Raw genomic sequence first — 23,220 nt, forward strand, 5'->3', positions numbered from 1 at the left:
CTTAATAAGACGCTAGTTCCTCAGTCTGGCTATGAGTAACTATGTAGGGTAATTCTATTATAACATTTTAACCAGTAATGGGTCTATATGGAATTTTATTGATTTTCTTTTTGATTATTCAGAATGACTTACCAAGTATTTGGATGAGGAAAGCAGTGAGACAGAAGCGACTAAACTTGTTTTAGAAGAGTGTCTTCTTTTTTGTATCATTGTGAGTAAAGTGTAGAGTTATATTTCCCTTTACACGAAGATAACGGTATACTATAGTTAAGTTAAGTAAACTTAACTATTAAGCGAAACGAAATAAAAGCATGGAGGAATAACGCTATGACTAGAACTTATAAAGAAGTAATTAATGAAATGAACCGAGCTTATAATGAATTCTACATTTTACTATTTCAGGAGTTAAAAGATGAGTTCGGTCTTACAGGACAGCAAGAGAGCATGCTATTTCATATTAATTTAAATGAAAACACGACAGCAAATCACATTGCGACTACCTTTAATGTATCCAAAAGTGCCGTTAGCCAAGTTTTATCGAAATTGGAGAAACAGAAGATGATTTCAAAACAAGTAAACCCTAATAATAAAAGGGAGTATTTTCTTACACTTGGTCCAAACGGTAGTAAGTATATAGAGCGGTTGTCTGAGTTAGATGATGTATTAATTGAGAAATACTTTTCTAAAATCGATATAAATGCCCTAGAGCAAATGACAGAGACGTTAACGAAAATAAATAAAGTGATATTGGAAGAAAAGCAGAAGGATCTTGATTGTAATGAGTAAGAACTTAGATGAAGCAATTAGTAGAAAGGAGGGGAAGCATGTGATGAGTTACATACCAAATATGATTACGATAGCAAATTTTGTGTGTGGGCTTTTGGCTATTCATGCTGTTTTCGTTGACGATATGTACGGTGCAGTTATGTTCATTATTACAGGTATGGTCCTTGATTTGTTTGATGGCATGGTCGCTCGGAAACTTGATTGTGTTTCAGAAATTGGTGGAGAGTTGGACTCATTTGCGGATTTAGTTACTTTTGGTGTGGCACCATCTATTCTTGCATATAATGCCTCGTTAAAAGATTTGCAGTCTATCGGGATGATATGCGCGCTCGCTTATAGTATTTGCGGAATGCTTCGGCTTGCGAGATTTAACACACAGCAAAGCAAACTCCCGACATTTATCGGAATGCCGATTCCATTCGCGGCAATGTGTCTCCTTATTTTATGTTTTTTAAAGAATCCAGTTTCCGTGGTGTTTGGTACATGCGTACTCGCTTATTTAATGGTGAGCAAAATCAAATTCCCTCATTTAAAAAAAGATATAGCTGAAAGCTTGAAGCTTGGAAGATTGGATTGATGATACGGAACTACAATGAGAAAGATAAAGGAGAATAAAATGATTCGTATGGCATTAAGATCATTCAACATACAAATGTATTGTTTGCTAGGCGTAATGTTATTGGGATGGCTCGTGACACCTTTTTCAGCCCAGTTTGTCGGGATAAGCATTGGCCTTTTGGTGAGTATGTACTGCGCCTGGATTTTAGGAAGGCGTATTGAAAAGTTTGGAGATAGCATTGTAAAAAAAGAAAAAGCACCGATGCTCGGAATGATAAATCGGTTCGCAGCGGCAATACTTGGCGCGATTATTATGTATGAAATTGAACATCATGAATTCATGTGGACATTTGCAGCTGGAATTATGGGTGGGTATTTCTTGATTATTATTAATTTTGGGTATTACAGTATGAGGGATGCGAAGGAATAGAGTGAAAACTAAGTTTAAGCATACTGTTGCCTAACAATGAATAGCGGATTATTAAGAAGAGCAATAATTAAACCCAACATAAGATTTAAGAAAAATTTTATATTTACCCCACTTTTTATTTTAAAAGTTTTTCCTATCCTATAAACAAGTTACATCAAGGAGGAGACTGAAAATGAAGAAGTGGGGATTTTATATTTTTAATATATTCCCTATATTCGAAGACAAAGTAGAAGATTAAATATATGAACAAAGTACCAGTTCTTGAACTATGTTCTAAAATAATAGATGAAAATGTAAAGTTAGGGGATTCCACATGCATACAGGAGTTTTGATGAGTTATTTATATACTTATTTTTTTACTATTATGTTTTGTATTATGTTTCAAATTGGATTTTATTTTAAAGCGAAAAGAAACATATCTATTCGGCATTTTCTATGGGTATATATTTTTCTATTCTATCTTTCGCTAGTGTATAAGGTGACGCAGATTGCGACTGTATGGGATATAAGTAGATATGAAACGTGGATTCGTGTAAATCAAATCAATTTGACTCTATTTGATACGGCGGGTAGTACTACGTATCTTTTGAACATCGTACTGTTTATGCCATTAGGTTTTTTATTGCCGACTATTTGGCCGCAGTTTAAAAAAATGAAAAACACCGTATGCGCGGGATTCTTTTTTTCATTGGCAATTGAGTTAAATCAATTACTAAATAATAGAATTACAGATATTGATGATTTATTTACGAACACCCTCGGGGCGATTATTGGGTATTTATTATATAGCGTTTTATTTAAAATGATATGTAAAAGAGATGAAAAAAAGTTTGATACGAATTCTTCTCTAGTCATAAAATACGAGGCTGTTTTTTGTTTAGTGTGTTCATTTGTAGGTGCGATGTTAATTTATTATCCAGCTTTATTTGGAAGACCTGTAATTATTCAGTGAGGTGATTAAGAATTTCTTGTTAACGCCTGTACGATATTTCAATTTGCAAAAAGCCTTTAACACGTTATAGTTAAAGGCTTTTATCATCATAATTTTTACTTACCAATTACCCACTCTAACATCCGCCTTCAACCACTTCACCCAATCCAAGTCCTCTACTTTAAGCAAACTAAGCGAAACACCCTTCATATCTAAAGAAGTCAACAGCGTACCAACCTTTACGAATGTAACTTGCAATCCTTCAAGTTCACACAAACGGCGAATGTCGTTTGCGAAAATGTATTGTTCCATTAATGGTGTCGCACCGAGTCCGTTAATAAGGATGGCGAAGTTGTCGCCTTTTCTCCAACGATAAATGCTTTTTAGTTTGTTCATCAGTTCAATCGCTAATATTTCAGAAGAGGACAGCGATTCTTTGCGGTAACCTTTTTCACCGTGAATACCGACGCCGTAAAAGACTTCATCTTCGTTTAATGTGAATGAAGCTTGTCCTTTCACTGGATCGTTGGCAGGTGAAAGGGCGACTCCTAATGTGTGTAAGTTTTCAGTGATAGAACGGCCGAGTGCAGTCAGTTCTTCTAAAGAATGTCCTTCAAGAGCGGCTGCACCAAGTATTTTTTGAATGAAAACAGTACCAGCGACGCCGCGTCTTCTTTTATTAAAGGAAACATCATCTTCAATTGAAACGTCGTCATTTACGATGATGTGGTCAATTTTTCTTCCTTCTTCTTTAGCAATTTGCTTTGCCGCTAGAAAGTTTTCAACGTCATCTTTAAAGTTTTTAATGATGAATAAAATACTTTTATCTTTCGGCATAAGGCGAGTTGCCATTATAATTTGTTCTACTGTAGGCGGAGTGAAAATGCTGCCGTTTACGGCCGCTGTAAGCATTCCTTTTCCTACATAGCCAATATCAGCAGGCTCATGTCCGCTACCACCGCCGCTTATAATAGCGACGTCTTGCTTCATTTTTTGGATATCTTTTACATAAATGATGTTATGTGTTTCGTCGTAATTTACTTTGTCATTATGTTCAAAATAAAAGCCATGCAGCATATCTTGAACGATATTTTGTACATCATTCATAATCTTTTTCATTGCTTTTGCCACCCTTTAATTACTTTGCTGATTGCTCCAGTAATAGTAGTAATTGATTGTTTATCATATTTTTCATGAGAGAAGACATAATGGAAGGATCTACTTCGCATTTGCTTTCAATCCAATCTTTTATCGTTCCGGCGAAGCCGTGACTATAAAAGGAGGCAATCGTATTTTTTGTCTCATCAGAAAGGCTGAATCCACAGCTCACAGATAATTCATCAATAATCTTCATATATAAGTTTTTCGTATGCTCAAATAAATAGTGATTAAACGAGTTTTGTTCAATAACTTTAAAAGCATTTCGGTAAAACTTTTGATTTTCATAAAAGTAATCAAATAATAAATCAAAAATGTTTTCCCACGTTTCATAGTCAAGAAAATCGATAATGTTCTCTTTCGTTTCTTCTCTATAAATCCAGCTTAATAGTTCAAATTTATCTTTAAAATGATAATAAAAAGTTTGCCTACGCATTTGACAGTGTAACATAATATCGCTCACTGATATTTTATGAAACGACTCTGTTTCCATTAAATACTTCAATGAGTTCGCGATTATCTTTTTAGAAATTATAGAAGAGGTCATCTCAATCATCCCTAGAATGTTAGTAATATGAAAATCCTACCCATAAATGAGAACGGTGTCTTTAGACAGATTGTCCATTTTGTCCGTTTACTATAAAACGCTTTCATTTTAACATGGATAGTAAGAAGAAGATTTCAAATATATCACAATATATTAAAGGAATTGAGGGATAATCACAATGAAAAAGATTATAAACAAACCAGAAACATTAGTAATGGAAATGTGTAACGGAATGGTTATGGCTCACCCAGAGCTTGAACTTTTGAAAAAATATAAAGTTATTAAGAAGAAAGAAATGAACGAAAACAAAGTAACGTTAATTAGTGGCGGCGGTAGTGGCCATGAGCCGGCACATGCAGGATTAGTCGGAAAAGGAATGTTAGATGCGGCGGTGTGCGGAGATGTTTTTGCTTCTCCTTCACAAATTCAGGTATACCAAGCAATTAAAGAAACAGCTAGTAAAAAAGGAACGTTATTAATTATTAAAAATTACAGCGGCGATATTATGAATTTCAAAAACGGAGCTCATTTAGCGACGGAAGATGGAATTGAAGTCGACTACGTAAAAGTGGACGATGATATTGCGGTAGAAGATAGTCTGTATACAGTAGGACGCCGCGGCGTTGCAGGAGTTATTTTAGTTCATAAAATTGCCGGCGCAGCAGCGGAAGCAGGGATGGATTTAGGAGCGGTGAAAGCTGTAGCGGAAAAAGCAGCTGCTAACGTGCGCACAATCGGTTTAGCATTAACTTCTTGTACCGTTCCAGCGAGTGGATCACCTACTTTCACACTTGCGGAAGATGAAATGGAATACGGCGTAGGTATTCACGGCGAACCAGGAATTAAACGTGAAAAAATGTTGTCAGCAGATGAACTAGCGAACCGTATGACAAACGATCTTGTAAAAGATTTAGGAGTAAAAGAAGGCGAAGAAATTGCACTTCTAGTTAACGGTTTTGGCGGAACACCACTGCAAGAGCTCTACTTATTTAACAACGCAGTTACGAGAGAACTAGCTGCAAGAAACATTAAAATTAATAGAGTATTTGTCGGTAACTATATGACGAGTATTGATATGGCTGGTATGTCTTTAACGGTAATGAAGTTAGATGAAGAGCTAAAAACATTACTATCAAAAGAATGTAATACACCCGCGTTTAAAGTAGACGGTCCAGTTGAAAGTGTAGAGTATGTAAATGTACTGGAAGAGACCGAAGAGAAGGAAGTTTCCTTTGAACTAGAAACTGCGGAAGAACACGCTGTTATTAAAAATAATGTCATTACATTAAACAACATGATTTATCTCGTTGATAAAATGAGCGATATTATTATTAAAAATGAAGTACCGTTCTGTGAGCTAGATACGCATGCTGGTGACGGCGACTTCGGAATGAGTGTAGCAAAAGGATTTAAGCAATTAAAACGTGAGTGGCATTCGATTGTAGATCAAGAGAACGTAACGATCGGATTATTCCTTGACGGTTGTTCTATGATTATTATGGAACATTGCGGCGGCGCTTCTGGTCCAATTTGGGGCGGAGCATTCCGCGCAGCTAGTAAAGCAGCAGGCGAGAAGCGTGAGTTAACAGTGAAAGAATTCGCTGCAATGCTGCAAGCAGCATTGCAAGGCATCCAATCGATCGGTGAAAGATCATTCGGCAGAGGAGCAGTAGTTGGTGACAAAACACTTGTTGACGCGCTTGCTCCATGTGTAGATTCTTGGTTAGATAGCGCCTCAAACGAAGTAGACGTAAAAACTGCCTTTGAAAAAGGTGCAGAAGCAGCGGTTAAAGGAGCAGAGTACACGAAAGAAATCGTAGCTCGCATGGGCCGCGCTGGTACAGTTGGCGAAAGAAGTTTAGGATACCCTGATGCAGGTGCACATGCGCTTGGGGTTATCTTTACGGAGATTGCGGGTAGTTTGAAATAGGAATTGGAAAGTCCCTCTGCCTTAAGGTGGAGGGACTTTTCTATAATTGATTAATATATAATTTCGTTAGATGTTTTCTCTGTAAAGATATGTATGTTTATAAATACTAAGATAATAGTTTTAAAAGAAGAAACGTGAGTTCCTATAAATAGGGAGTTTAGGTTGTTTAATTGTGTTTTGGAAAACTTCTCAATTGATAAAAAGTACTTCAAAAGGAATAAATTAATAATGGAAGATATGAAGGAACGGGGAAAAAAAGATAGAAAAGAAGTTAGAGCTAAGGGATGATAATCTTATGAAGATGGTCAGGGAGATTCACGATGCTAAACGTACTAATGTATCAGCTCAGGAAGAAATAGCGGCAGCCAAGTTTAAGATTTTGGAAATGAGTATCATTTTTTACTTGTAGGGTATTTTACTGTTTTCGCTCAAATGGATTGTCTTATACATCTAAGTTGTTTCTACATAAATATCTGTAATCTCACCTATTACTATATCTTAAAAAAATTTGCAACAGTACCAATAAAGCGTTATAAAAAGTATTTAAAATAATAACAAATAGGTATAATGATTCCCACTATAGAAAATACAATACTTCCTAAATTAAATGCAGAAAGTTTCGCACGATGAACTTGAATTTCACCTAAATCTACCCCTCCACTAAAATGCTTATCCATAACTTTAGCGACGTTTTGTTGTTGATTAACAAAATAAGGTATTAGCCATATACAGCAGAACAAAATAATACTACCAAAAAAGAGTGTGTCAATAATTGAAGCTTTCCAATTTAATGAAGTAATGACTATGAGAACAAATTCTCCCACCATAACAATTATCATAGTTCCTACATATCTGGTTTTTTCAGAAACGTTTTTAAATACAGTCTCGTCCATAATTTTTTCTATTTTAGTCCATATTACACTGATTAACACGATTAGGCTAATTAAGAAAATAGTAAATAAGGCTTTAACTAAAAGATACTCAAACACTACCGACACCACCTAGTAATTTCTAAATTAGAATATAAAGTTGATTTTTTTAACTCTATCAAAAGATTAAATTCAATAATCTATTAACTAGCTTATCGAAAAATTTATTGATTTAAAGATACAACGCTATATGTATTAGTTATATAGGATAAGATCTCCCAAAATTCCTTTTCTAATATATATATCTTCTAATCATTGTTGGACTTCAATTGTCTAAATATTTTATTTAGCACTTTATATCAGTTAACGATTAGAATTTTCTGAATTAAAACTCCTTGATATATGTTAAGAACATAATTATTATTATGATATTTCGATGTGATTGCTGCTAATGCTTTATCTTCAAGGGGAAATATAAGGTTTTCGTTACCATAATACTAATAATGACCTAACAAATTGAATGGTTACCATAAAATACTAAAAATGCCCCCTCAGCAATTTACAGTATAGTACACTTTTAGGAAAAATGGAATATCAAAATATTTTATTATTAACAATAATGAGAATTTTTATAACGATTATAATTATTGTTCGGATTAAAGATAACTCATTTTTGGTGATCTGTATTCATTTTTTCTAGAGTTTATATTAACTTAGAAAACTTTGTAACAGAACCATAAATAAGATCAAATATCATAAGTTTTTTATTTTTTATACAGTAACCATGTGTCAGCCAGTCCCCTTTTTAATTTAGAATATTCTGTTATTTTTTATCAATTTATAATTGCGGGGTGAATTGTTATATAATTTGCGGAATTATGGTAATATTTAGGTAAAAAGAAGTGGTTGAGGAGGACGTAGTGATATGAGCACAAATATTTTAATGCATGAAGCAGTTATGCAACAACTTAATGATTTTTATCAAATGATGTTGTCGCAGCAAATTATAAAAGCAACTGAATTAAAGAAATAGATGAAAAAATTGAACAGATTAAACATGCAGAAGAAAAAGAAAATCAAAATCAAAATTTATTATTATATTATTCTTTACTAGACCTAAAATATAGAATGCTAACTGATCGAGTAAGTATTCGAAAAGATAGTTTTGAAGCAATTGATACATTCGATGAATCGACAGATACACTCACAACTTATTACTATCATTCTTTTAAAGCAGAACATGCTTTAATGTTTAGTAACTATAATGAAGCCCGAAGACAATATGAAGAAGCTGAGAGCCTATTAGAACATATTTCTGACGAATTAGAGCATGCAGAGTTTTATCAAAAATATGCGGTGTTAAATCATCATATGTCTAGTATGCTAATATCTATTGAATACGCAAATAAAGCGAAAGAAATCTTTGAAAGACATGCTGGATACGAGGTGAAAGTCGCTTCTTGTGAAAACACACTAGGGACAGCTTGTATATTCTTAAAGCAATTTGAAAAAGCGGAAGAACATTTGAATCGTTCCATTGATCTTTTGCAAAAACATAATGTGGAAAAATTGATTTTAGTAGTAAGGCATAATTTAGGATTATTATACGCAACTCAAAACTTATCTACATTAGCGATTCGTCATTTATCAGAAGTGACAGAGAAGAATCCTGCCCATTTTAAAGCATTGTTCTTACAAGCACGTGAACACTATAAGCTAAGAGAAATAAATATTGCAAAAGAACTTATTGAAAAAGGATTAGCAGTTTGTATAGAATTAGGAAATGAAGAGTATGTATATCATTTCAATATTTTACGTTCTCTTAATGAAGATGAAGCAATTGAACTCTTAGAAGAAGAAGTGGAAAAAAGTATTTCTTACTTCGAAAAGCAGGATTTATGGGATTTCGTAGAAGAATATGCAGAAGTATTAGCGGTTCGCTTCCGCAAATTGAATAAGCATGAAAAAGTTAGTGATTATTTCAATGTATGTTACGAAGCGAAACAAAAATTACTAAGAAAAGGGGCGTTAAAATAATGAAGAAGCTTATATTAGCGGCGTTAGGATTAGTGATAACATTATCATTTAGTAACAATACAGGTGATACACAACATGCTCTAAAAAAGGAAGAAATTATACAATACTCACATGCTGATCATTTTTAATTGCTAATTAACAAAGGGACTCCATAATTGGAGTCCCTTTGTTAATGCGGTAACGATTTAGTTTATCTGATTATAAAAATGCAAAGGGTTTCTAAATTTGCAGAGGTAATTATTTGTTAATCTTTTAAAACTTTGGCTTAGTAATACCGAGGGTTATTATAAATATATTAATCATATAATTTGTCCATATCAAAATGAACGTTTTTTGCATCTAATATATTGTAAATATATTTTATTTTGAAAGAATGTGATTATATGGCTTATAAATCTACGGGAGTGTTTCGAGTTCCAGTTTCTAGAAATGGGATTATTCCAACTGCTCTCAACATTATGTTAAACAATGATTCACGTTGCCATACTAGTAATGTAACGGTAACTGTTAAGAGAAGCCGAAACACTTTTTTCCCAACTCAAAATGAATTAGTTGAAATCTCTCGTACTTTTGTTTCTTTAGAACCAAACAGAACAACTAAGATTGTGTTGTTTACTCCAGAATTCCAAGTAGAAGATTTCCTTGATGTCATCATTAGTGGAAATAGAGAGGATGTTAAGGATGTTCTTGTATATTCTTTCTTAGCAGATTCAGTAGGTCATAATCTGCCATCTACTGTTTTCAGAAATGCAGAATACACTTTTGCTTGCTGACACCGTGATGATGTATTCTTTACTGTCGTATATCTGAATTGAAATGTTACAAATAGCACTTCACGGCATACAATCTATCGGTGAAAGATCGTTCGGCAGAGGAGCGGTAGTTGGTGAAAGAAGTTAAGGATATCTAGATGCAAGTGCGTATGCGCTTTGGGTTATCTTTACCGAGATTGCGAGTAGTTTGAAATAGAAATTAGAAGATACCTTCTACCTTAAGGTGGAGGGAGGGTCTTAATATTGTTTTTTGATATATATTGCTAAATATGTTCCCATAATTCATTCTATTGTATTGAGAATAATGTCATCTACATCAAAAAAACGGCTTATAAAAGGAATTAGTATTTGAAGGAGTTCCACCTCAAACATACTCCTATGCATATAAGTATGTTTGAGGTGGATTTATTAGCGAATTTTATATATAGCATGAATGAAAATGAGATAAATAAAACAATATTCCCTATTATGTTTTTAAGAATTAATTGAGCAGGTCCTTGTAAAAATAAAGAAAAGACACCAAAAGGTGCCTTCCGCCGGCTTAAATTATTTTAATATTATCGATCTAAGTTTAAAAGCTATAGGGATTTTTTCTGTGGGTTTTGTAAGTAGTTTTTACGAAATTATGAGTGTTTTTTATTTTGTATTTCAATAAGTTCATCTGGTATCACTTTTGTATAATATTCTTTTTCTGTTAGTTCAAATATAAATAATGCTTTTTTCCAGTTATAAATAACCTCTTCTACATTATGTTGTTTAATTTTTAATAAACACTGCACTGACCTTTTAAATAGAATAGTTCACCTAGTAGGTATAAAGTATTTAGATTAATTGCTAATTTGATACCTTTATCAATGTACTTTATTGCCTCTTCATGTTGATATGTGAAGTCGAAACATTTTGCTAAATTTAACATGAGTTTTAATTTAATTTCTTTATCTCTAGGAAAATCTAGCTTATTAAAATTAGTTAAACATTTTTTGAATATATTAATACTTTTTTCATATTCTTTATTTTCCGCATAAAATATAGCCATTGTTTGCATAATATCTATTTCTCTTTCTGATAAAAAATCAGAATTAGTTAAAGTCAGTTTTAATGCATTATTTAAAAAATCTAAAGCAGTTTTTATTGATTTATCCACCACAAATATAGCAATTGCTTCATGCCATATTAGAAATTGTTTCTCATCTTTTGTTTGAAAATTATTTAAGTTTTTCTCTTTTTTTACTATTTCATAAAGTTCTTTATATTGTTTTTGTTTTAAGCAATCTTTTATTACATATTTTAATCTTTTGTTTTGAGTTAGTGCAAATATGTTATTTGGATCAATACCAAGTCTTTCTGATAATTGATATAACAATATACTAGATGGATAAATCATACCTTTTTCAATCTTACTAATTTGACTTTGTGAACATATTCCATGACATAATTCGGATTGTGATATATTTTTTTTAATTCTAAGTTCTTTAATGGTAATACCCAAATCGTTAAATTCCATTTTGCCACCTACTATTTAGCACTTTATTAATATAAGAACATTCTCTAACCTTAATGTAATGTAAAATTAATATAGTTGCAATTATTGTTTTAAAGGGCTTATCGTTTCTATAAGATGGTGAGATTTTTTTATGTAAAAAAAGAAACCAAAAGGTGCCTTTCGCCGACTTGGACCACGTTCATTTAATATAAACCTATCTGTATTTTCACATGCTCATCTAATAATCCCTCTATATTCCATTTGATAAAATAAAATCCTAATATTACCAATGATTAAATAAATATTTCTATATATTCAAGATATTTACATAAATTACAAAAGTGATACATTTAAGTTGTAATCAATAAAAACTATTAAAGGGGGATTTATTATGTTCAAGAAATTAGTAGTAGGAGCGTTAGCAACAGGTATTGCATTAACAGGAGGAATTGGTGCAGCTTCAGCTGATACACAAAAAGCTGTGAGCTCTCCGAAGCAAGCAACATGCTCAATTCCTTATGAGTACTCTAATGGGAAATTCAAAAGAACTCTTTATTACTCAAATGGAGTATATGCTAATAGTTTTAATGAAAATGTTTGTGGCGGGACGATTACGTGGTATTTAAAACATGTTCAAAATGGAGTTGCTTTTTACGAAGGTAATTTAAAATAGTAGATTTTTTGAACCTCATTTATTGAGGTTCCTTTATTTTTAGTTTTTAAACTGATTCTCTATAAAAAAGACACCCTAAGGTGCCTTCTTGAGATTTGCTCCATTGTAATATGGTATTGGATGCCAGTCCAATTATTATTTTACCACCTTAAATAGTTTCGGTTATTGAGAAAAAAGACAACTCATTATTTGAATGCAAAAAGTCCTAGGGGGACTAGGACTTTTTGCTAGAATGAATATGATTTAAAAAAGGACTTATATAACGTAACATATGAATGTTTCGTAAATGTATCAAAAAAATGAACAAAAAAGTTATTTTAAATAAAAAAAGCTCCGCGATAAAAGCTGCGGAGCTTCATAAGGTCGAGTTATGTCGTACTCACAAGGGATTTTAACATGAATGTTGTGGTAAAAATACTGGTAAATTTATCCCGTAAAATCCCGATTGGTTTAACTAATAATCAGTGGGGGATGAATAAAACTCCCACTGATTAAAGTTTCACTTCATTCGAAGGAATTCATGTTTTATAAATTAGATTATGAGAGTTGATATTCTCCATATTGACCAGAAAAGAACTAAAAATTCTAGTGAAATTCCAAGTGTTCGTTTCCTAGTTTTTTGAAATTCTTTTATTAAATAGCCAACAGCACTAATTGCTATAAGAATGAAAAGAATAAGTTCGAGTGTAACTGGCATTTTATCTACCCCTAATACATTAATTTATTATATAAAGATTATAAGATATTTTTGTGGCTAGTAGTGAAAAATTTAATAAAACTATCTCTAATGGAGTTTTGTTTGAACTTCTAAAAGAATTTGTGAAAACCATTGTACGTAAAGTTTCTGCGTATGTTTTAGGAAACAAATTTTAGAAAAAGATAACAAAAAAACCACTCCTCATCGTTGTCGGAAGCAAAAGGGTGGGTTTTGTAAAAAATAAATGAGCCCTAATGAATATAATGTACAAAAGAAAAGACACCCAAAGGTGTTTTACTCCGACTTGATAACAACATTTTATGTATTAAAGGTCATCAAAAAATGTTGTATTTGAAACACGTGACGTTCCATTAATATATTATAAATTTAGTATAATTATATATTGAATATAAAATTTAGAAAGTTGGTGGGAATAATAAAATACATAAAATCCTTATTAAAAAAGAAGCTCTAGGATTAGGGGGCTAGGGCTTCCTGTGTTGGTATATCTCGCACGACATTATAAAAAGAAAAGAACTTAATGAAGATAACAGAGAAATGTTTCGTAAATGTATCAAAAAAATGAACAAAAAAGTTATTTTAAAAAGAAGAGCAACTAGCAAAAATTAGATACTGATGTATAAGAAAGGAATAGATTGATAATTTAATATACAAAATACAAGATATGAAATATTGCATATCTTGTATTTCATATTACATTTAACCCAATCATGCCTTGAATGGAGAGGGTTTAAAAGAAATATAATAATCTAAATTGTTTGTCGATTAATATGGTAAATTATAGATAAATAAAGAAATTTATGTTAATGTACTTATGGTAATATATTGTTAAAAAAAGGAAGAGGTGAAAAGTTTATATGTTTAAAAAAGGCGTATCATTGCTATTGATTCTCATTCTATCTATTTCTACATTTAGTATAGTAACTCACGCTGCTAGTAGTTCAGAATATGTGAATCAATCATTCTATGGGTATAAGGAGCCATCTTTTAATTCAGCTAAAACAAATGGTGGGTCAGAGTATGGTGCTCAAAATGTAGGAGTAGTGGAAAAAAGAGATAATGGCTGGTGGAAGATTGAAACATGGGAAGGTCCAGTTTGGATTAACTTAAATGGGGAAGAACGTGTCATGGGAGATTTCTATGCATATGATGAACCTTCTCTCTCATCAAAGGTTGCGAATGCTGGAGCGAAGTACGGACGACAAACATTTAGAATAGTAGATGGAACAACAGATGGTTGGCTTAAATTTAAGACGTGGGAAGGCGATAAGTGGATGAATCCTGCGGCTGAACAAATTACCGTCAACAAAACGATTTATGCATATAATGAGCCTTCATTTAATGCAAAGAAAGCAAATTATGGAGCACCATTTAACCCACAAAATTGGGGAGTAGTAGAAAAAAAAGAAAATGGCTGGATGAAAGTAAGTACTTATGAAGGTTATAAGTGGATCAATCCAGATGGAGAAGAAAGATTCATAAACAAATCATTCTATGCGTATAACGAAGCTTCATTTAATGCAGCAAAAGCAAATGCTGGAGCATTATATAATCCGCAGAATTTTAGAGTTGTGGATGGGACACCTAATGGATGGTTAAAGGTTAAAACATGGGAAGGCGAGAAATGGCTGAATCTAGATGGAGAAGAAAGATTTATAAATAAATCATTCTATGCATATAATGAACCTTCATTTAGTTCAGCAAAATCAAACGCTGGAGCATTATATAGTCCGCAGAATTTTAGAATAATAGATGGGACAACTAGTGGATGGTTGAAGATTAAAACATGGGAAGGCGACAAGTGGATTAATCTTAACCAAACAGATTCTGGTAATTCTGGAGTAGTTGATCTTGCTTTAAAACAATTAGGAAAACCATATGTATTTGGAAATAGTGGACCTAATTCATTTGATTGTAGCGGTTTTATTTATTATGTATTTAAAAATAATGGATACAATATTGGAAGAACAAGCGTAGCTGGATATTGGGGAATGGTTACAAAAATAAGTGATCCTCAACCAGGAGATTTAGTATTCTTACAGAATACATATAAAGCGGGTCCTTCTCATTTAGGAATATATTTAGGGAATGGTGAATATATTCATGCTGCTGACGAAACAACAGGTGTAATTAAAAGTAAGATAAATAGTTCATACACTCAAAAGCACTTCTTGGGGTATGCTAGATTTTCAAAATAATTAAATTGGATTCAATAAAAAGACAGTTATCTATGGATAGCTGTCTTTTTATTATTTGTGTTGACTTGACTACTTATATATATTCACAAGCGAAACAACATAATATTAATACGGAAAAATATATTAATATGAATTTTTGCATATTTTAAAATTCAATATATCCCTCAAAAACTTTTAATTGTATAATATATTTTGTCATATTTTTAGATTTTTCGACATAAACCAACAAAAATAGAGAACGTATTGGGAGAAGACATTATGTATACAAAATTATTAAAATCAATTACATCATTATCACTTATTGGTGGTGCGTTGTTATATACAAATGGCAGTGATGTGAAAGCTGCTGAAGTGGGTGTTTTTTCTGATGTGCCGACATCACATTGGTCATATCCTGCAATTAAAGATTTAGCGAGTAAGAATATTATTTCCGGTTATGGAAATGGGATATTTGGTTTTGGAGATGTTGCGACAAGGGAGCAAGTTGCGGCTTTAATTTATCGAGTGTTAGTACCGAATAAACAAGGCGGTTCGTTTAGTAATGATGGAACTCGTTTCGTATTAAAGGATGGGTCTACGTTTAAAAATCCTTACGGTGATATTAATCAAAGTTCTACAATGTTCCCAGAAGAGGTATTAACTTTAACAAATTTAGGAGTTTTTAAAGGTGATGAAAATGGCCAATTTAGACCGAAAGCTTCTGTGAGTCGTGCGGAAATGGCACAAATTCTTACAAATGCTTTCCATCTTGCGGCAAAACAAAAACATACCTTTAAAGATGTTCCAAATCCGTTTTGGGCAGAAAACGCAATTAGTGCAGTGCAGTCAAATGGAATCGCAGATGGCACAGGAGACGGAAATTTTGAACCGTATGGTACAGTAACACGTGAACAGTATGCGCAATTTTTATATAAAACTTTAAAATATAAAAATGCTAATGTGAAAGATACAGGAGATGCGGCATTATTAACAGGGTTTAAAGAGGAAGTACAAAAGCGTATTAATATGTATGAAACGAATATTACACTTCCATATAAAACGAAAAATAATAATACAGAAGAAGTGATGAATACACTCTTTAACGCATATAAAGAAGTTGCAAGTAAAAATGAGTATACAAATAATAATAGATCGAATGTTTCATATGGACTTTCTGGATCACCTGGAAATTATACGTTTACGCTTAAGATTACATATCGTGAAACGAAAGAACAGACGGAATATGTCATGAAACAAGCGAAAGCAATCGTTTCTTCTATTACTCAAGTTGGAATGGATGATCACGAAAAAGTGAAGGCGATTCATGATTATGTAGTAAAACATGTTTCTTATGATACGTCTTATAAAGCTTACACAGCATATGAAGCACTTGTAAATCGTTCTGCAGTTTGCCAAGGTTACGCACTATTAACCTATCAATTATTAAAAGAAGCAGGAATTGAAAATCATTTCGTGACAGGAACTGGGGACGGACAACCCCATGCTTGGAATTTAGTGAAAATCGAAAACAAATGGTATCATCTTGATACAACATTCGATGATCCGGTTCCAGATGAGCAGGGCCGCGTAACGTATTCGTATTTCAATTTATCAGATGAACAAATCGCAAAAAATCATGAGTGGAACCGCGGAGACTACCCGCAAGCTACAACAAATTATTATAGTACACTGACAAATAAAATTGCGGCAGGTAGTACGAAAACGCCTGCATATCAGCAAATATTAAAAGATACAAAGTTAAATTATTTAGGAAATGAATATATCGCAAATAACTATACTGAATTAAAAAATAAAATGCAGCAGCGCTATAGTGCAAAGCCAGAAAAGATAGAAGTACTTTATAAGCAATCAATGAACGGTGCACTGCAAGATGTGAAAAAGGCAATTGGGGAAATCGGTTATCCGCAAGGGGCAAATCGAGTTTCTTATAAAGCGGAGCCTTACAATGCGAAAGAAGGATATTCTTTAGTGACGATTACGTTTACGTATTAAGAATGAAAAAAAGCATCTGTTTTAGATGCTTTTTTTATTGTATTAATTCGACAGAATGTGCCAAGTGAAAGGGCTTTGGTCTGTTATGATAATTTTTGAAATTTTACATTTTGGAGGATTAATAATGAAGAAAGTGAAGATGACATTTTTTCAGATCCAATGTCACGAGCAGGGAAGTATAAGCGTCTATCTAAAACATTTTTAGAATTAGCGATTTGTTATTTGCCGATATTATTTTTATTTATGTATAGTAATACAATGAATTTAGGAGCCTTTGTAAATCCGAAAGAACTATACTTGACGCCAGGATTATGGGATAAGCAAGGTGCATCATTTCTATGGTCATTCTTATTTGAAACGCCATTTGCATTAATGAGAGGACTTTTTTTGACATTTATCCCCGTTGCGACATGTATGTTTTTCGTTTGCTCGTATAAAGCAAATCGATTGTATGAAGAGAGAAGATGATAGGAAAAATCCCCTTAAAGTAGATGCTTTGAGGGTTTTTTTGAATTTGTAAATGACTCTTCTTAAAATAGATATGAGCTTAGAGAAGGACAATGATGTATTGGAGGTCACCATATCAAAAAAAGAAAATTGTACGTTTAGACGCATTTTAAATACAAAATAACCGATTCCTTATACGTTAAGAAACCGGTTATTTATTTTCCTACTTTTTTAGAGGGCTTTTTCTTATAATGGTCTTAAATCATAAATAAAAGATAGAGTAAAAACTATATACGAAATAAATGTAACGAAAACAAGGAAACATATAAACTGAGAATTAGATACATATTGTTCTATTCTTTTTTTCATGTTAATTCGTATTATTTTTCAAATGTGAAGTATCAATTGGAATTTGAGCTTTCCAAGAACCAATTACTTTTCCAATTCTAGTTATATTTACGTCTAAAGTAAGAGGCTGTTTAAAAACGTCTTTTTCTTCAGTAGTTATAACAAATGTAGCAACACCTTCAGGTCTATCATTATCACGAATGCCTATTTTATCTAACTTTTTACCTGCTGCCATAAGTTCAAAAGGAAGATAATCATCAGAATCATGGATAAATGATAGTCTCCCGTCATTTTTAATCTCAGGGTTTTCCTCTTGTTGCCCATCAATTTTACCATCACTTGCGAGATCTAACCCTGATGTATCAAATTCAAATGGTACTAAACTTCCGTCCGCTTTTTCCATTCTATAATGAACTGATATACGTGAATCTGCGATAAATACTTCTTTGAGATGTACAGTAATACCTTGATCTGTAATTTTTTCATCAATAGGAATATATTTACCATTCTTCATCATATCTTGTGTGATATCATTTTCATCTTTTATTCCTTCATTTACAACTTTATCATTTGTAATTGCATTAGAAAAATATGAAGCAACATTTGCAGCCGCCACTTGTACTTGTGGAATCATTGCTGTTGTGAAAAGTGCAGCTGCAGCTACTGCTGTATAAATGAAACGCTTTGATTTTTTACTCATGTTTGTAAAGATTCCCTTCTTTTGTTGTTTTTTGTGATTTATATTAGAAACATTGTCTAACTTGGAACGACTTTCAAATGTTTTCCATGCTTGTTCTATATCAATTTTGATTTCTTGTGGTGAATTTGCAGACTCTTCATCTAGCATTACGTTTTCCCATTGATTTAATCTATTGATTTCTACTAATAAATCTTGGCATGCTTCACATGTATCTAAGTGCTTTGTGAATTCCTTTCTTATATCATGAGAAAGTTCTCCATCAATATATGTTTGAATAAATCCGATATCATAACATTTCATTTGTTATGCCTCCTCCATTTGTTTATAAATCTTGCGAAATTTCATTTTGGCTCGAACCAATAATGTTCCAATAGAAGATATTTCAATTTGAAGTACTTCTGCAATTTCTTTATATTGAAAACCAGAGAATTTCATTAGTAAAAGGGTTCGTTCTCGATCATTCATTTTATTTAGTATCGTTTGGACCTTTGTAATTTCTTCTTTTCTTATCCAATCATCGTCTAATGATGAAACATTTTGTACTTCATGGTATTGTATTTCTTTATCAATCTTCGCTTGTTGCCTTTTTTCAGATCGAAAATGGTTATAGGCTACATAAGTAGAAGATTTAATCAACCATCCAGGTATGTTTTCAATTCCTTTCCAATCACTACGATATAATTGTAAAAATACTTCTTGTGCTAACTCTTCAGCGATAGATTGATCTTTAACAATCCAGATGATTTGTTTCACAGCGTAAGCATAGTACTGCTTAAATAAATCTTCAAAGGTCATATCAGAAGCATGACTTTCTTCATTTTCCATGATTAACATGTTTGTTTAAACCTCACTTTCAATTTGATACCTGTATTATAGAGAAACCAGAAAAAAGGATTTTGTGACAGTTTTTCTGGATATTTTTTATTATGTACTACAAAAAGCATTCGTCTGATTAAAAGATAAATGCAAAAAGGAAATGAAAACATAAAAACTATAACTCTTGCAGTAGTTGTCTATTAATGCACAAGAAAACAGTTAGTTTTTTGCCAAATGGCATCTATTCCAGCTTTCGTTCCTATTGTACCTAAGTTTTTTAGAGAAAAGATGTTAAGCTATGTTTCTGGAGGAGCAGAAGCAAATGACGATGAGCCTATCGCTAAGTTAATCAAGCCGGGTATGCGTAACTATAAACTGAAAATGCCAGCGCCTAATCTATTTAGTAAAGAAGACTTAAAAAATATTGATATTCCAGTGCTTGCACTTATGGCTGAAAAAAGTACAATGCACAATTCGGTAAAAGCAGTTGAAACTGGAAAAAAATACGTTAAAGATATTGATATAGTTAATTGGAAAAATGCATCTCACGCAATCAATGGTGAATTCTCTAACGAAGTTAATGCTAGGATCCTTGATTTTGTAGAAAAACATTCTAATGATAAAAATATGTTGTAATAACAACTCCATCTTTATATAGCTATTTAGGGGATTTAGCTCATTTTTTATTTTGGCATATTTTAATTTTTTTATTTTCGTGAATATGTATAATTACATAAAATTTTAGTGAAAAAGAGAGTATACTTTCGTATTGTGTAATAAAGATAAAGCCTGCCTACGGAAATAGGCGGGCTTTTTTTACATATAAAGAAAAGACACTCACATGAGTGTCTTTTCGATAGTTTTTTAGCAGAAGCAAGCAGCTCCAACGATGATTAATAAAATAAATAATACAACTAATAAAGCAAATCCTCCAGCGAAGCCACAGCCGCCACAACTACCACCAAAGCCCATAACAGTTCCTCCTTTTAATAAGAGGGGAAAACCAAGGGGTCACTCATGTGTTTTAACGGATTCCATTTACTTTATGCTTTTATGAATGAATGGAGCAGGTCCTTTTTAAAATAGATTTATTTATTCTTAGAAGGAATTCAAAGGTAAAATCAAAATAGGAGAATTTATATTATTCTTTAAGAGCAAATAAATGAAAAATAAAATATCTACAAATATAGATAGAAATCCGCTTTTATACCTTTCAATAAAAGAATACTAGCATTATATATTATAAGGAATACTTGTCCTTAATTATAAATGAAAAGGGGGGGATTGGTATGAGTTATGGCTATGGTCACCCTCCAAAAAAATGCTTTGAACATCACAATGAAACTTTATCAACGGGTGTATTACGTAGACATTCCGCTACGTTATTTCTTACTGTTGAAGCTATGAATGTTGATCCAGATGATACTCGTAGAGTAACAGTTGAAATGTTTGATTGGTCATCAGGTTCTCCGGTATTGTTACCATTAATAGACCCTTCAATACAAACATTGCCACCTAATCGATATGTTACTTTTCGTTCAGCAGCTCTTCCTCCAGCACTTTTTGCTTATGAAGTAAGAATCATTCGTCCGAAAGATAGAGATGTTGTTACGAATGTTTTTGGTCTTAGTGCAATCGTATTTAACCCACAAGAAGGAAATAATGTTTTACAACATGATTTAGCAAAATTAGACCTTAAATAGATTTTATAAAGGTCTATTTATTGAGCATGATTAAAAAAAGAGTAGGGTGTAATCCTACTCATTTTTTCGTTAACTAGAATTTTAAAAGAAATCCTTCATCATTTTAGCATCTTTAATATTCATTATCACACCTTCTACCTTATCTTTCTTCTCATCTTTAGTGATTGTAATTTGTTCCTTATTATCAACCCACACAAGAAATTCTTCTTTTGAGTCATCTTTATATGTAACGGTAATAGTAGAATGTGCAGATTCTCTCTTTTTTTGATCTAAAGTGATTGTTTTAGGTGTACCATTTTGAACTGCTGAAACGATAGATTTTATCATTTCTTCGTTATCTGTTTGAGATTTGGAAGTAGTATGATTTGTTGTTTTTAGTATTTCAATATCTGAAATATTTGCGGAGTTTAATTGAAAGGTATGTTGAGTGCGTTCTTGCTTAACTTGTGAAGCTTTATCTGTAGCCGAGGTGCTTGTACAACCTATTAAAGTGAAAGATAGAGCGGTTAGAGCGCATATAGATATGGTTTTTTTCATAGTATCCCTTCTTAAGTTTAATTATAACAATTTTCTTTTATTTTAGGTGGTTATTGTAAGAAGAAGATGTTTTAAAGTGGTAAATGATGTTGTTCATTTTCTATTAAAATTAAAATTCACATAACTTTTTTCATATTTTATGTTTAACATTTCGAAAATAGGTGTACTACATATAATATAACAAATGATTCATTTTAAAGGAGGAAGTTAAAGATGGAAACGAAGTATAGTAAACCTTTTGTATATGAATTTATTACGGAGAAAGAGGTCATGAATGCGGCGAATGATCTAGTGAAGAAAGGAATAGACCAAAAAGATATTTACGTGTTAACACATGAGAAAGAGAGGACAGATAGAATCGCAGATAATGCAGACGTGAACACGATTGGAATAAAAGAGGAGGGACTTGGGACAAGTATTATTAATGTCTTTCATAAAACGGGAGATCAGTTAAGAAATAAGATGCAAGAGTTAGGACTTAATGAGGAAGAAGCTAACTTTTATGAAGAAAAGCTGGATGAAGGAAAAATCTTGTTATTCGTTAAAGATTTAGAAAGAGTCGGTGAATGGTTACAAGAAAGAAGATGCATGTATTCTATTTAAATTTGTATCCTGTAAATCTATAAATCTATTACGAAAAGGAGATTGTAAATATGAGTGAGAACGGACTAAAAGAACAAATTACAGGTAAAGTTGAAAAGAAAAAAGGACAAGTAAAAGAAGGAATTGGTGAAGTTACAGAAGATAGAGAGTTGAAAAATGAAGGGAAGTGGGAAAAAACGAAGGGAACGATAAAAGAAAAAGTCGGAAAAGTGAAACAAAAGATAAGCGATGAATTGGATAATAAAGAATAATATATGTTCATCAAGCTTTGGTTACATACTAAAGCTTGATGAATCCAATATAAAACGAATATAGGAGGTTTAATTGTGGGACTTATTATTACGTGTATTGTAGGTGGACTTATTGGTGCGTTAGCTGGAATGATTACAGGAAAAGACTTTCCGTTAGGTATAGTTGGTAACGTGATTGCCGGATTAATCGGATCTTGGGTAGGTAGTGCGTTATTTGGTCATTGGGGTCCTGAATGGGGAGGCATCTTTATTCTTCCGGCGTTATTAGGTGCAATCGTCTTTATTTTAATCGTTACATTCTTTTCTAGAATGCTACGGAAAGCGTAAGTATGGTAATGAATAGTAATCTTGAGTTTATTATATATAACTATAAAGTGAATAAACTGATAAATATACATAAAAAAGCATCCAATTAAACTAATTTGGATGCTTTTTTAATGTAATCTACATAGAAATGAGTGGAGGATGAAGAACCCCCCACTCATTAAAATTACACTTTCTATTATGTATTAAGCCATCGTTACTTTTTTACAACTATTTATTCTTACGACCTGCCGTGGCTCTATATGAGATAAGTCCTCGTTATTACCTATATCAACTACAATTGTATTCGTTAGTATGTTAATAATGGAACCAACTAATTTTGTAGCATGATCGTGTCGATAAGAAAATTGAACGAAATCTCCCTTTTTAAAGTTGTGCTCTTCCATAGATAGATCCCCCTAAAAATAA

22 protein-coding genes and 6 pseudogenes are annotated in these 23,220 nt (G+C 32.4%); 19 read left to right on the forward strand and 9 right to left on the reverse strand.

Going from position 1 to position 23,220, the window contains the following annotated elements; translation table 11 throughout:
• Window positions 1–327 precede the first annotated feature (327 nt).
• The 4 genes from BAQ53_RS04795 to BAQ53_RS04810 all read left to right on the forward strand — a co-directional run bounded on the left by BAQ53_RS04795 (window position 328) and on the right by BAQ53_RS04810 (window position 2,726).
• The gene (locus tag BAQ53_RS04795; RefSeq protein WP_000198943.1) at window positions 328–786 is read left to right on the forward strand and encodes a MarR family winged helix-turn-helix transcriptional regulator; all 459 of its coding nucleotides are present in this window, start codon (window positions 328–330) and stop codon (window positions 784–786) included.
• Complete coding sequence (gene pssA, locus BAQ53_RS04800) at window positions 779–1,363, forward strand: CDP-diacylglycerol--serine O-phosphatidyltransferase (protein WP_208906548.1); 585 nt, start codon at window positions 779–781, stop codon at window positions 1,361–1,363. The genes BAQ53_RS04795 and pssA overlap by 8 nt, the downstream gene beginning before the upstream one ends.
• Before the next feature lie 39 nt (window positions 1,364–1,402).
• Window positions 1,403–1,774, forward strand: coding sequence for an ATP synthase subunit I (locus BAQ53_RS04805; RefSeq protein WP_208906549.1), 372 nt, complete (start codon window positions 1,403–1,405; stop codon window positions 1,772–1,774).
• Window positions 1,775–2,087: 313 nt separating this feature from the next.
• Entirely contained in the window at window positions 2,088–2,726 is a 639-nt protein-coding gene (locus BAQ53_RS04810) for a VanZ family protein (RefSeq protein ID WP_000556870.1), read from the forward strand.
• A 99-nt stretch (window positions 2,727–2,825) separates the two neighbouring features.
• Here the strand turns inward: BAQ53_RS04810 and dhaQ are convergent, their stop codons facing one another.
• Together dhaQ and dhaS are read right to left on the reverse strand one after the other, a co-directional pair.
• Window positions 2,826–3,824: a DhaKLM operon coactivator DhaQ gene (gene dhaQ, locus BAQ53_RS04815; RefSeq protein WP_061883852.1), complete on the reverse strand. Its 999-nt coding sequence runs from the start codon at window positions 3,822–3,824 to the stop codon at window positions 2,826–2,828.
• Between the two features lie 19 nt (window positions 3,825–3,843).
• Complete coding sequence (gene dhaS, locus BAQ53_RS04820; protein WP_208906550.1) at window positions 3,844–4,410, reverse strand: dihydroxyacetone kinase transcriptional activator DhaS; 567 nt, start codon at window positions 4,408–4,410, stop codon at window positions 3,844–3,846.
• Between the two features lie 178 nt (window positions 4,411–4,588).
• On the opposite strand from dhaS, the gene dhaK reads away from it, so the two are divergent.
• Entirely contained in the window at window positions 4,589–6,340 is a 1,752-nt protein-coding gene (gene dhaK, locus BAQ53_RS04825; protein ID WP_208906551.1) for a dihydroxyacetone kinase subunit DhaK, read from the forward strand.
• Between the two features lie 210 nt (window positions 6,341–6,550).
• Window positions 6,551–6,749, forward strand: a pseudogene (locus BAQ53_RS04830) (DUF3967 domain-containing protein); the annotation flags it as partial.
• Between the two features lie 121 nt (window positions 6,750–6,870).
• Here BAQ53_RS04830 and BAQ53_RS04835 read toward each other — a convergent pair.
• Window positions 6,871–7,329: a hypothetical protein gene (locus BAQ53_RS04835; protein ID WP_000464476.1), complete on the reverse strand. Its 459-nt coding sequence runs from the start codon at window positions 7,327–7,329 to the stop codon at window positions 6,871–6,873.
• An 805-nt stretch (window positions 7,330–8,134) separates the two neighbouring features.
• Here BAQ53_RS04835 and BAQ53_RS04840 point away from each other — a divergent pair.
• The 4 genes and pseudogenes from BAQ53_RS04840 to BAQ53_RS26565 form a co-directional block, all read left to right on the forward strand.
• Window positions 8,135–9,246, forward strand: a pseudogene (locus BAQ53_RS04840) (tetratricopeptide repeat protein).
• A complete protein-coding gene (locus BAQ53_RS26360; RefSeq protein WP_000733501.1) occupies window positions 9,246–9,374 on the forward strand; it encodes a hypothetical protein in 129 nt (42 codons plus the stop codon). The pseudogene BAQ53_RS04840 and the gene BAQ53_RS26360 overlap by 1 nt, the downstream one beginning before the upstream one ends.
• Window positions 9,375–9,629: 255 nt before the next feature.
• A complete protein-coding gene (locus BAQ53_RS04845) occupies window positions 9,630–10,019 on the forward strand; it encodes a hypothetical protein (protein WP_089149412.1) in 390 nt (129 codons plus the stop codon).
• A gap of 40 nt (window positions 10,020–10,059) precedes the next feature.
• Window positions 10,060–10,143: pseudogene (locus BAQ53_RS26565) on the forward strand (dihydroxyacetone kinase, ATP-dependent); the annotation flags it as partial.
• 499 nt (window positions 10,144–10,642) lie between these two features.
• Here the strand turns inward: BAQ53_RS26565 and BAQ53_RS04850 are convergent.
• Window positions 10,643–11,523, reverse strand: a pseudogene (locus BAQ53_RS04850) (helix-turn-helix domain-containing protein).
• 370 nt (window positions 11,524–11,893) lie between these two features.
• On the opposite strand from BAQ53_RS04850, the gene BAQ53_RS04855 reads away from it, so the two are divergent.
• The 4 genes and pseudogenes from BAQ53_RS04855 to BAQ53_RS04870 form a co-directional block, all read left to right on the forward strand.
• Window positions 11,894–12,175, forward strand: a complete 282-nt coding sequence (locus BAQ53_RS04855; protein WP_000473814.1) for an LCI fold-containing protein — start codon at window positions 11,894–11,896, stop codon at window positions 12,173–12,175.
• Window positions 12,176–13,750: 1,575 nt separating this feature from the next.
• On the forward strand, window positions 13,751–15,091 hold the full coding sequence (locus tag BAQ53_RS04860; protein ID WP_208906552.1) for a C40 family peptidase: 1,341 nt from the start codon (window positions 13,751–13,753) through the stop codon (window positions 15,089–15,091).
• Window positions 15,092–15,349: 258 nt separating this feature from the next.
• Window positions 15,350–17,083, forward strand: a complete 1,734-nt coding sequence (locus BAQ53_RS04865; protein ID WP_089149378.1) for an S-layer homology domain-containing protein — start codon at window positions 15,350–15,352, stop codon at window positions 17,081–17,083.
• 123 nt (window positions 17,084–17,206) lie between these two features.
• Window positions 17,207–17,551, forward strand: a pseudogene (locus BAQ53_RS04870) (DUF2812 domain-containing protein); the annotation flags it as partial.
• Between the two features lie 349 nt (window positions 17,552–17,900).
• Here BAQ53_RS04870 and BAQ53_RS04875 read toward each other — a convergent pair.
• Complete coding sequence (locus BAQ53_RS04875; RefSeq protein ID WP_208906553.1) at window positions 17,901–18,878, reverse strand: DUF4179 domain-containing protein; 978 nt, start codon at window positions 18,876–18,878, stop codon at window positions 17,901–17,903.
• Between the two features lie 3 nt (window positions 18,879–18,881).
• Window positions 18,882–19,412, reverse strand: coding sequence for an RNA polymerase sigma factor SigX (locus BAQ53_RS04880; RefSeq protein WP_208906554.1), 531 nt, complete (start codon window positions 19,410–19,412; stop codon window positions 18,882–18,884).
• Between the two features lie 216 nt (window positions 19,413–19,628).
• Between BAQ53_RS04880 and BAQ53_RS04885 the strand changes: the two are divergent.
• Window positions 19,629–20,030: pseudogene (locus tag BAQ53_RS04885) on the forward strand (alpha/beta fold hydrolase); the annotation flags it as partial.
• Between the two features lie 228 nt (window positions 20,031–20,258).
• Here BAQ53_RS04885 and BAQ53_RS04890 read toward each other — a convergent pair.
• Window positions 20,259–20,366: a YjcZ family sporulation protein gene (locus BAQ53_RS04890; protein WP_000505670.1), complete on the reverse strand. Its 108-nt coding sequence runs from the start codon at window positions 20,364–20,366 to the stop codon at window positions 20,259–20,261.
• Between the two features lie 317 nt (window positions 20,367–20,683).
• On the opposite strand from BAQ53_RS04890, the gene BAQ53_RS04895 reads away from it, so the two are divergent.
• Window positions 20,684–21,097 carry a hypothetical protein gene (locus BAQ53_RS04895; protein ID WP_208906555.1) on the forward strand — a complete coding sequence of 138 codons (414 nt, stop codon included), beginning with the start codon at window positions 20,684–20,686 and terminating at the stop codon, window positions 21,095–21,097.
• Window positions 21,098–21,178: 81 nt separating this feature from the next.
• On the opposite strand, the gene BAQ53_RS04900 is transcribed toward BAQ53_RS04895, so the two are convergent.
• Complete coding sequence (locus BAQ53_RS04900) at window positions 21,179–21,634, reverse strand: hypothetical protein (RefSeq protein ID WP_000751338.1); 456 nt, start codon at window positions 21,632–21,634, stop codon at window positions 21,179–21,181.
• A 213-nt stretch (window positions 21,635–21,847) separates the two neighbouring features.
• Here BAQ53_RS04900 and BAQ53_RS04905 point away from each other — a divergent pair, with 213 nt between their 5' ends.
• The 3 genes from BAQ53_RS04905 to BAQ53_RS04915 all read left to right on the forward strand — a co-directional run bounded on the left by BAQ53_RS04905 (window position 21,848) and on the right by BAQ53_RS04915 (window position 22,815).
• Window positions 21,848–22,237: a YflT domain-containing protein gene (locus tag BAQ53_RS04905; RefSeq protein WP_000448805.1), complete on the forward strand. Its 390-nt coding sequence runs from the start codon at window positions 21,848–21,850 to the stop codon at window positions 22,235–22,237.
• A 50-nt stretch (window positions 22,238–22,287) separates the two neighbouring features.
• Window positions 22,288–22,488, forward strand: a complete 201-nt coding sequence (locus BAQ53_RS04910) for a CsbD family protein (RefSeq protein ID WP_001293464.1) — start codon at window positions 22,288–22,290, stop codon at window positions 22,486–22,488.
• Window positions 22,489–22,563: 75 nt separating this feature from the next.
• Window positions 22,564–22,815, forward strand: a complete 252-nt coding sequence (locus tag BAQ53_RS04915; RefSeq protein WP_000522902.1) for a GlsB/YeaQ/YmgE family stress response membrane protein — start codon at window positions 22,564–22,566, stop codon at window positions 22,813–22,815.
• Between the two features lie 182 nt (window positions 22,816–22,997).
• Here the strand turns inward: BAQ53_RS04915 and BAQ53_RS04920 are convergent, their stop codons facing one another.
• Window positions 22,998–23,198, reverse strand: coding sequence for a hypothetical protein (locus tag BAQ53_RS04920; RefSeq protein WP_000390997.1), 201 nt, complete (start codon window positions 23,196–23,198; stop codon window positions 22,998–23,000).
• Between the last annotated feature and the right edge of the window lie 22 nt (window positions 23,199–23,220).

The organism is Bacillus sp. B25(2016b) (genome assembly GCF_001679765.1).
Taxonomy (GTDB): domain Bacteria; phylum Bacillota; class Bacilli; order Bacillales; family Bacillaceae_G; genus Bacillus_A; species Bacillus_A thuringiensis_K.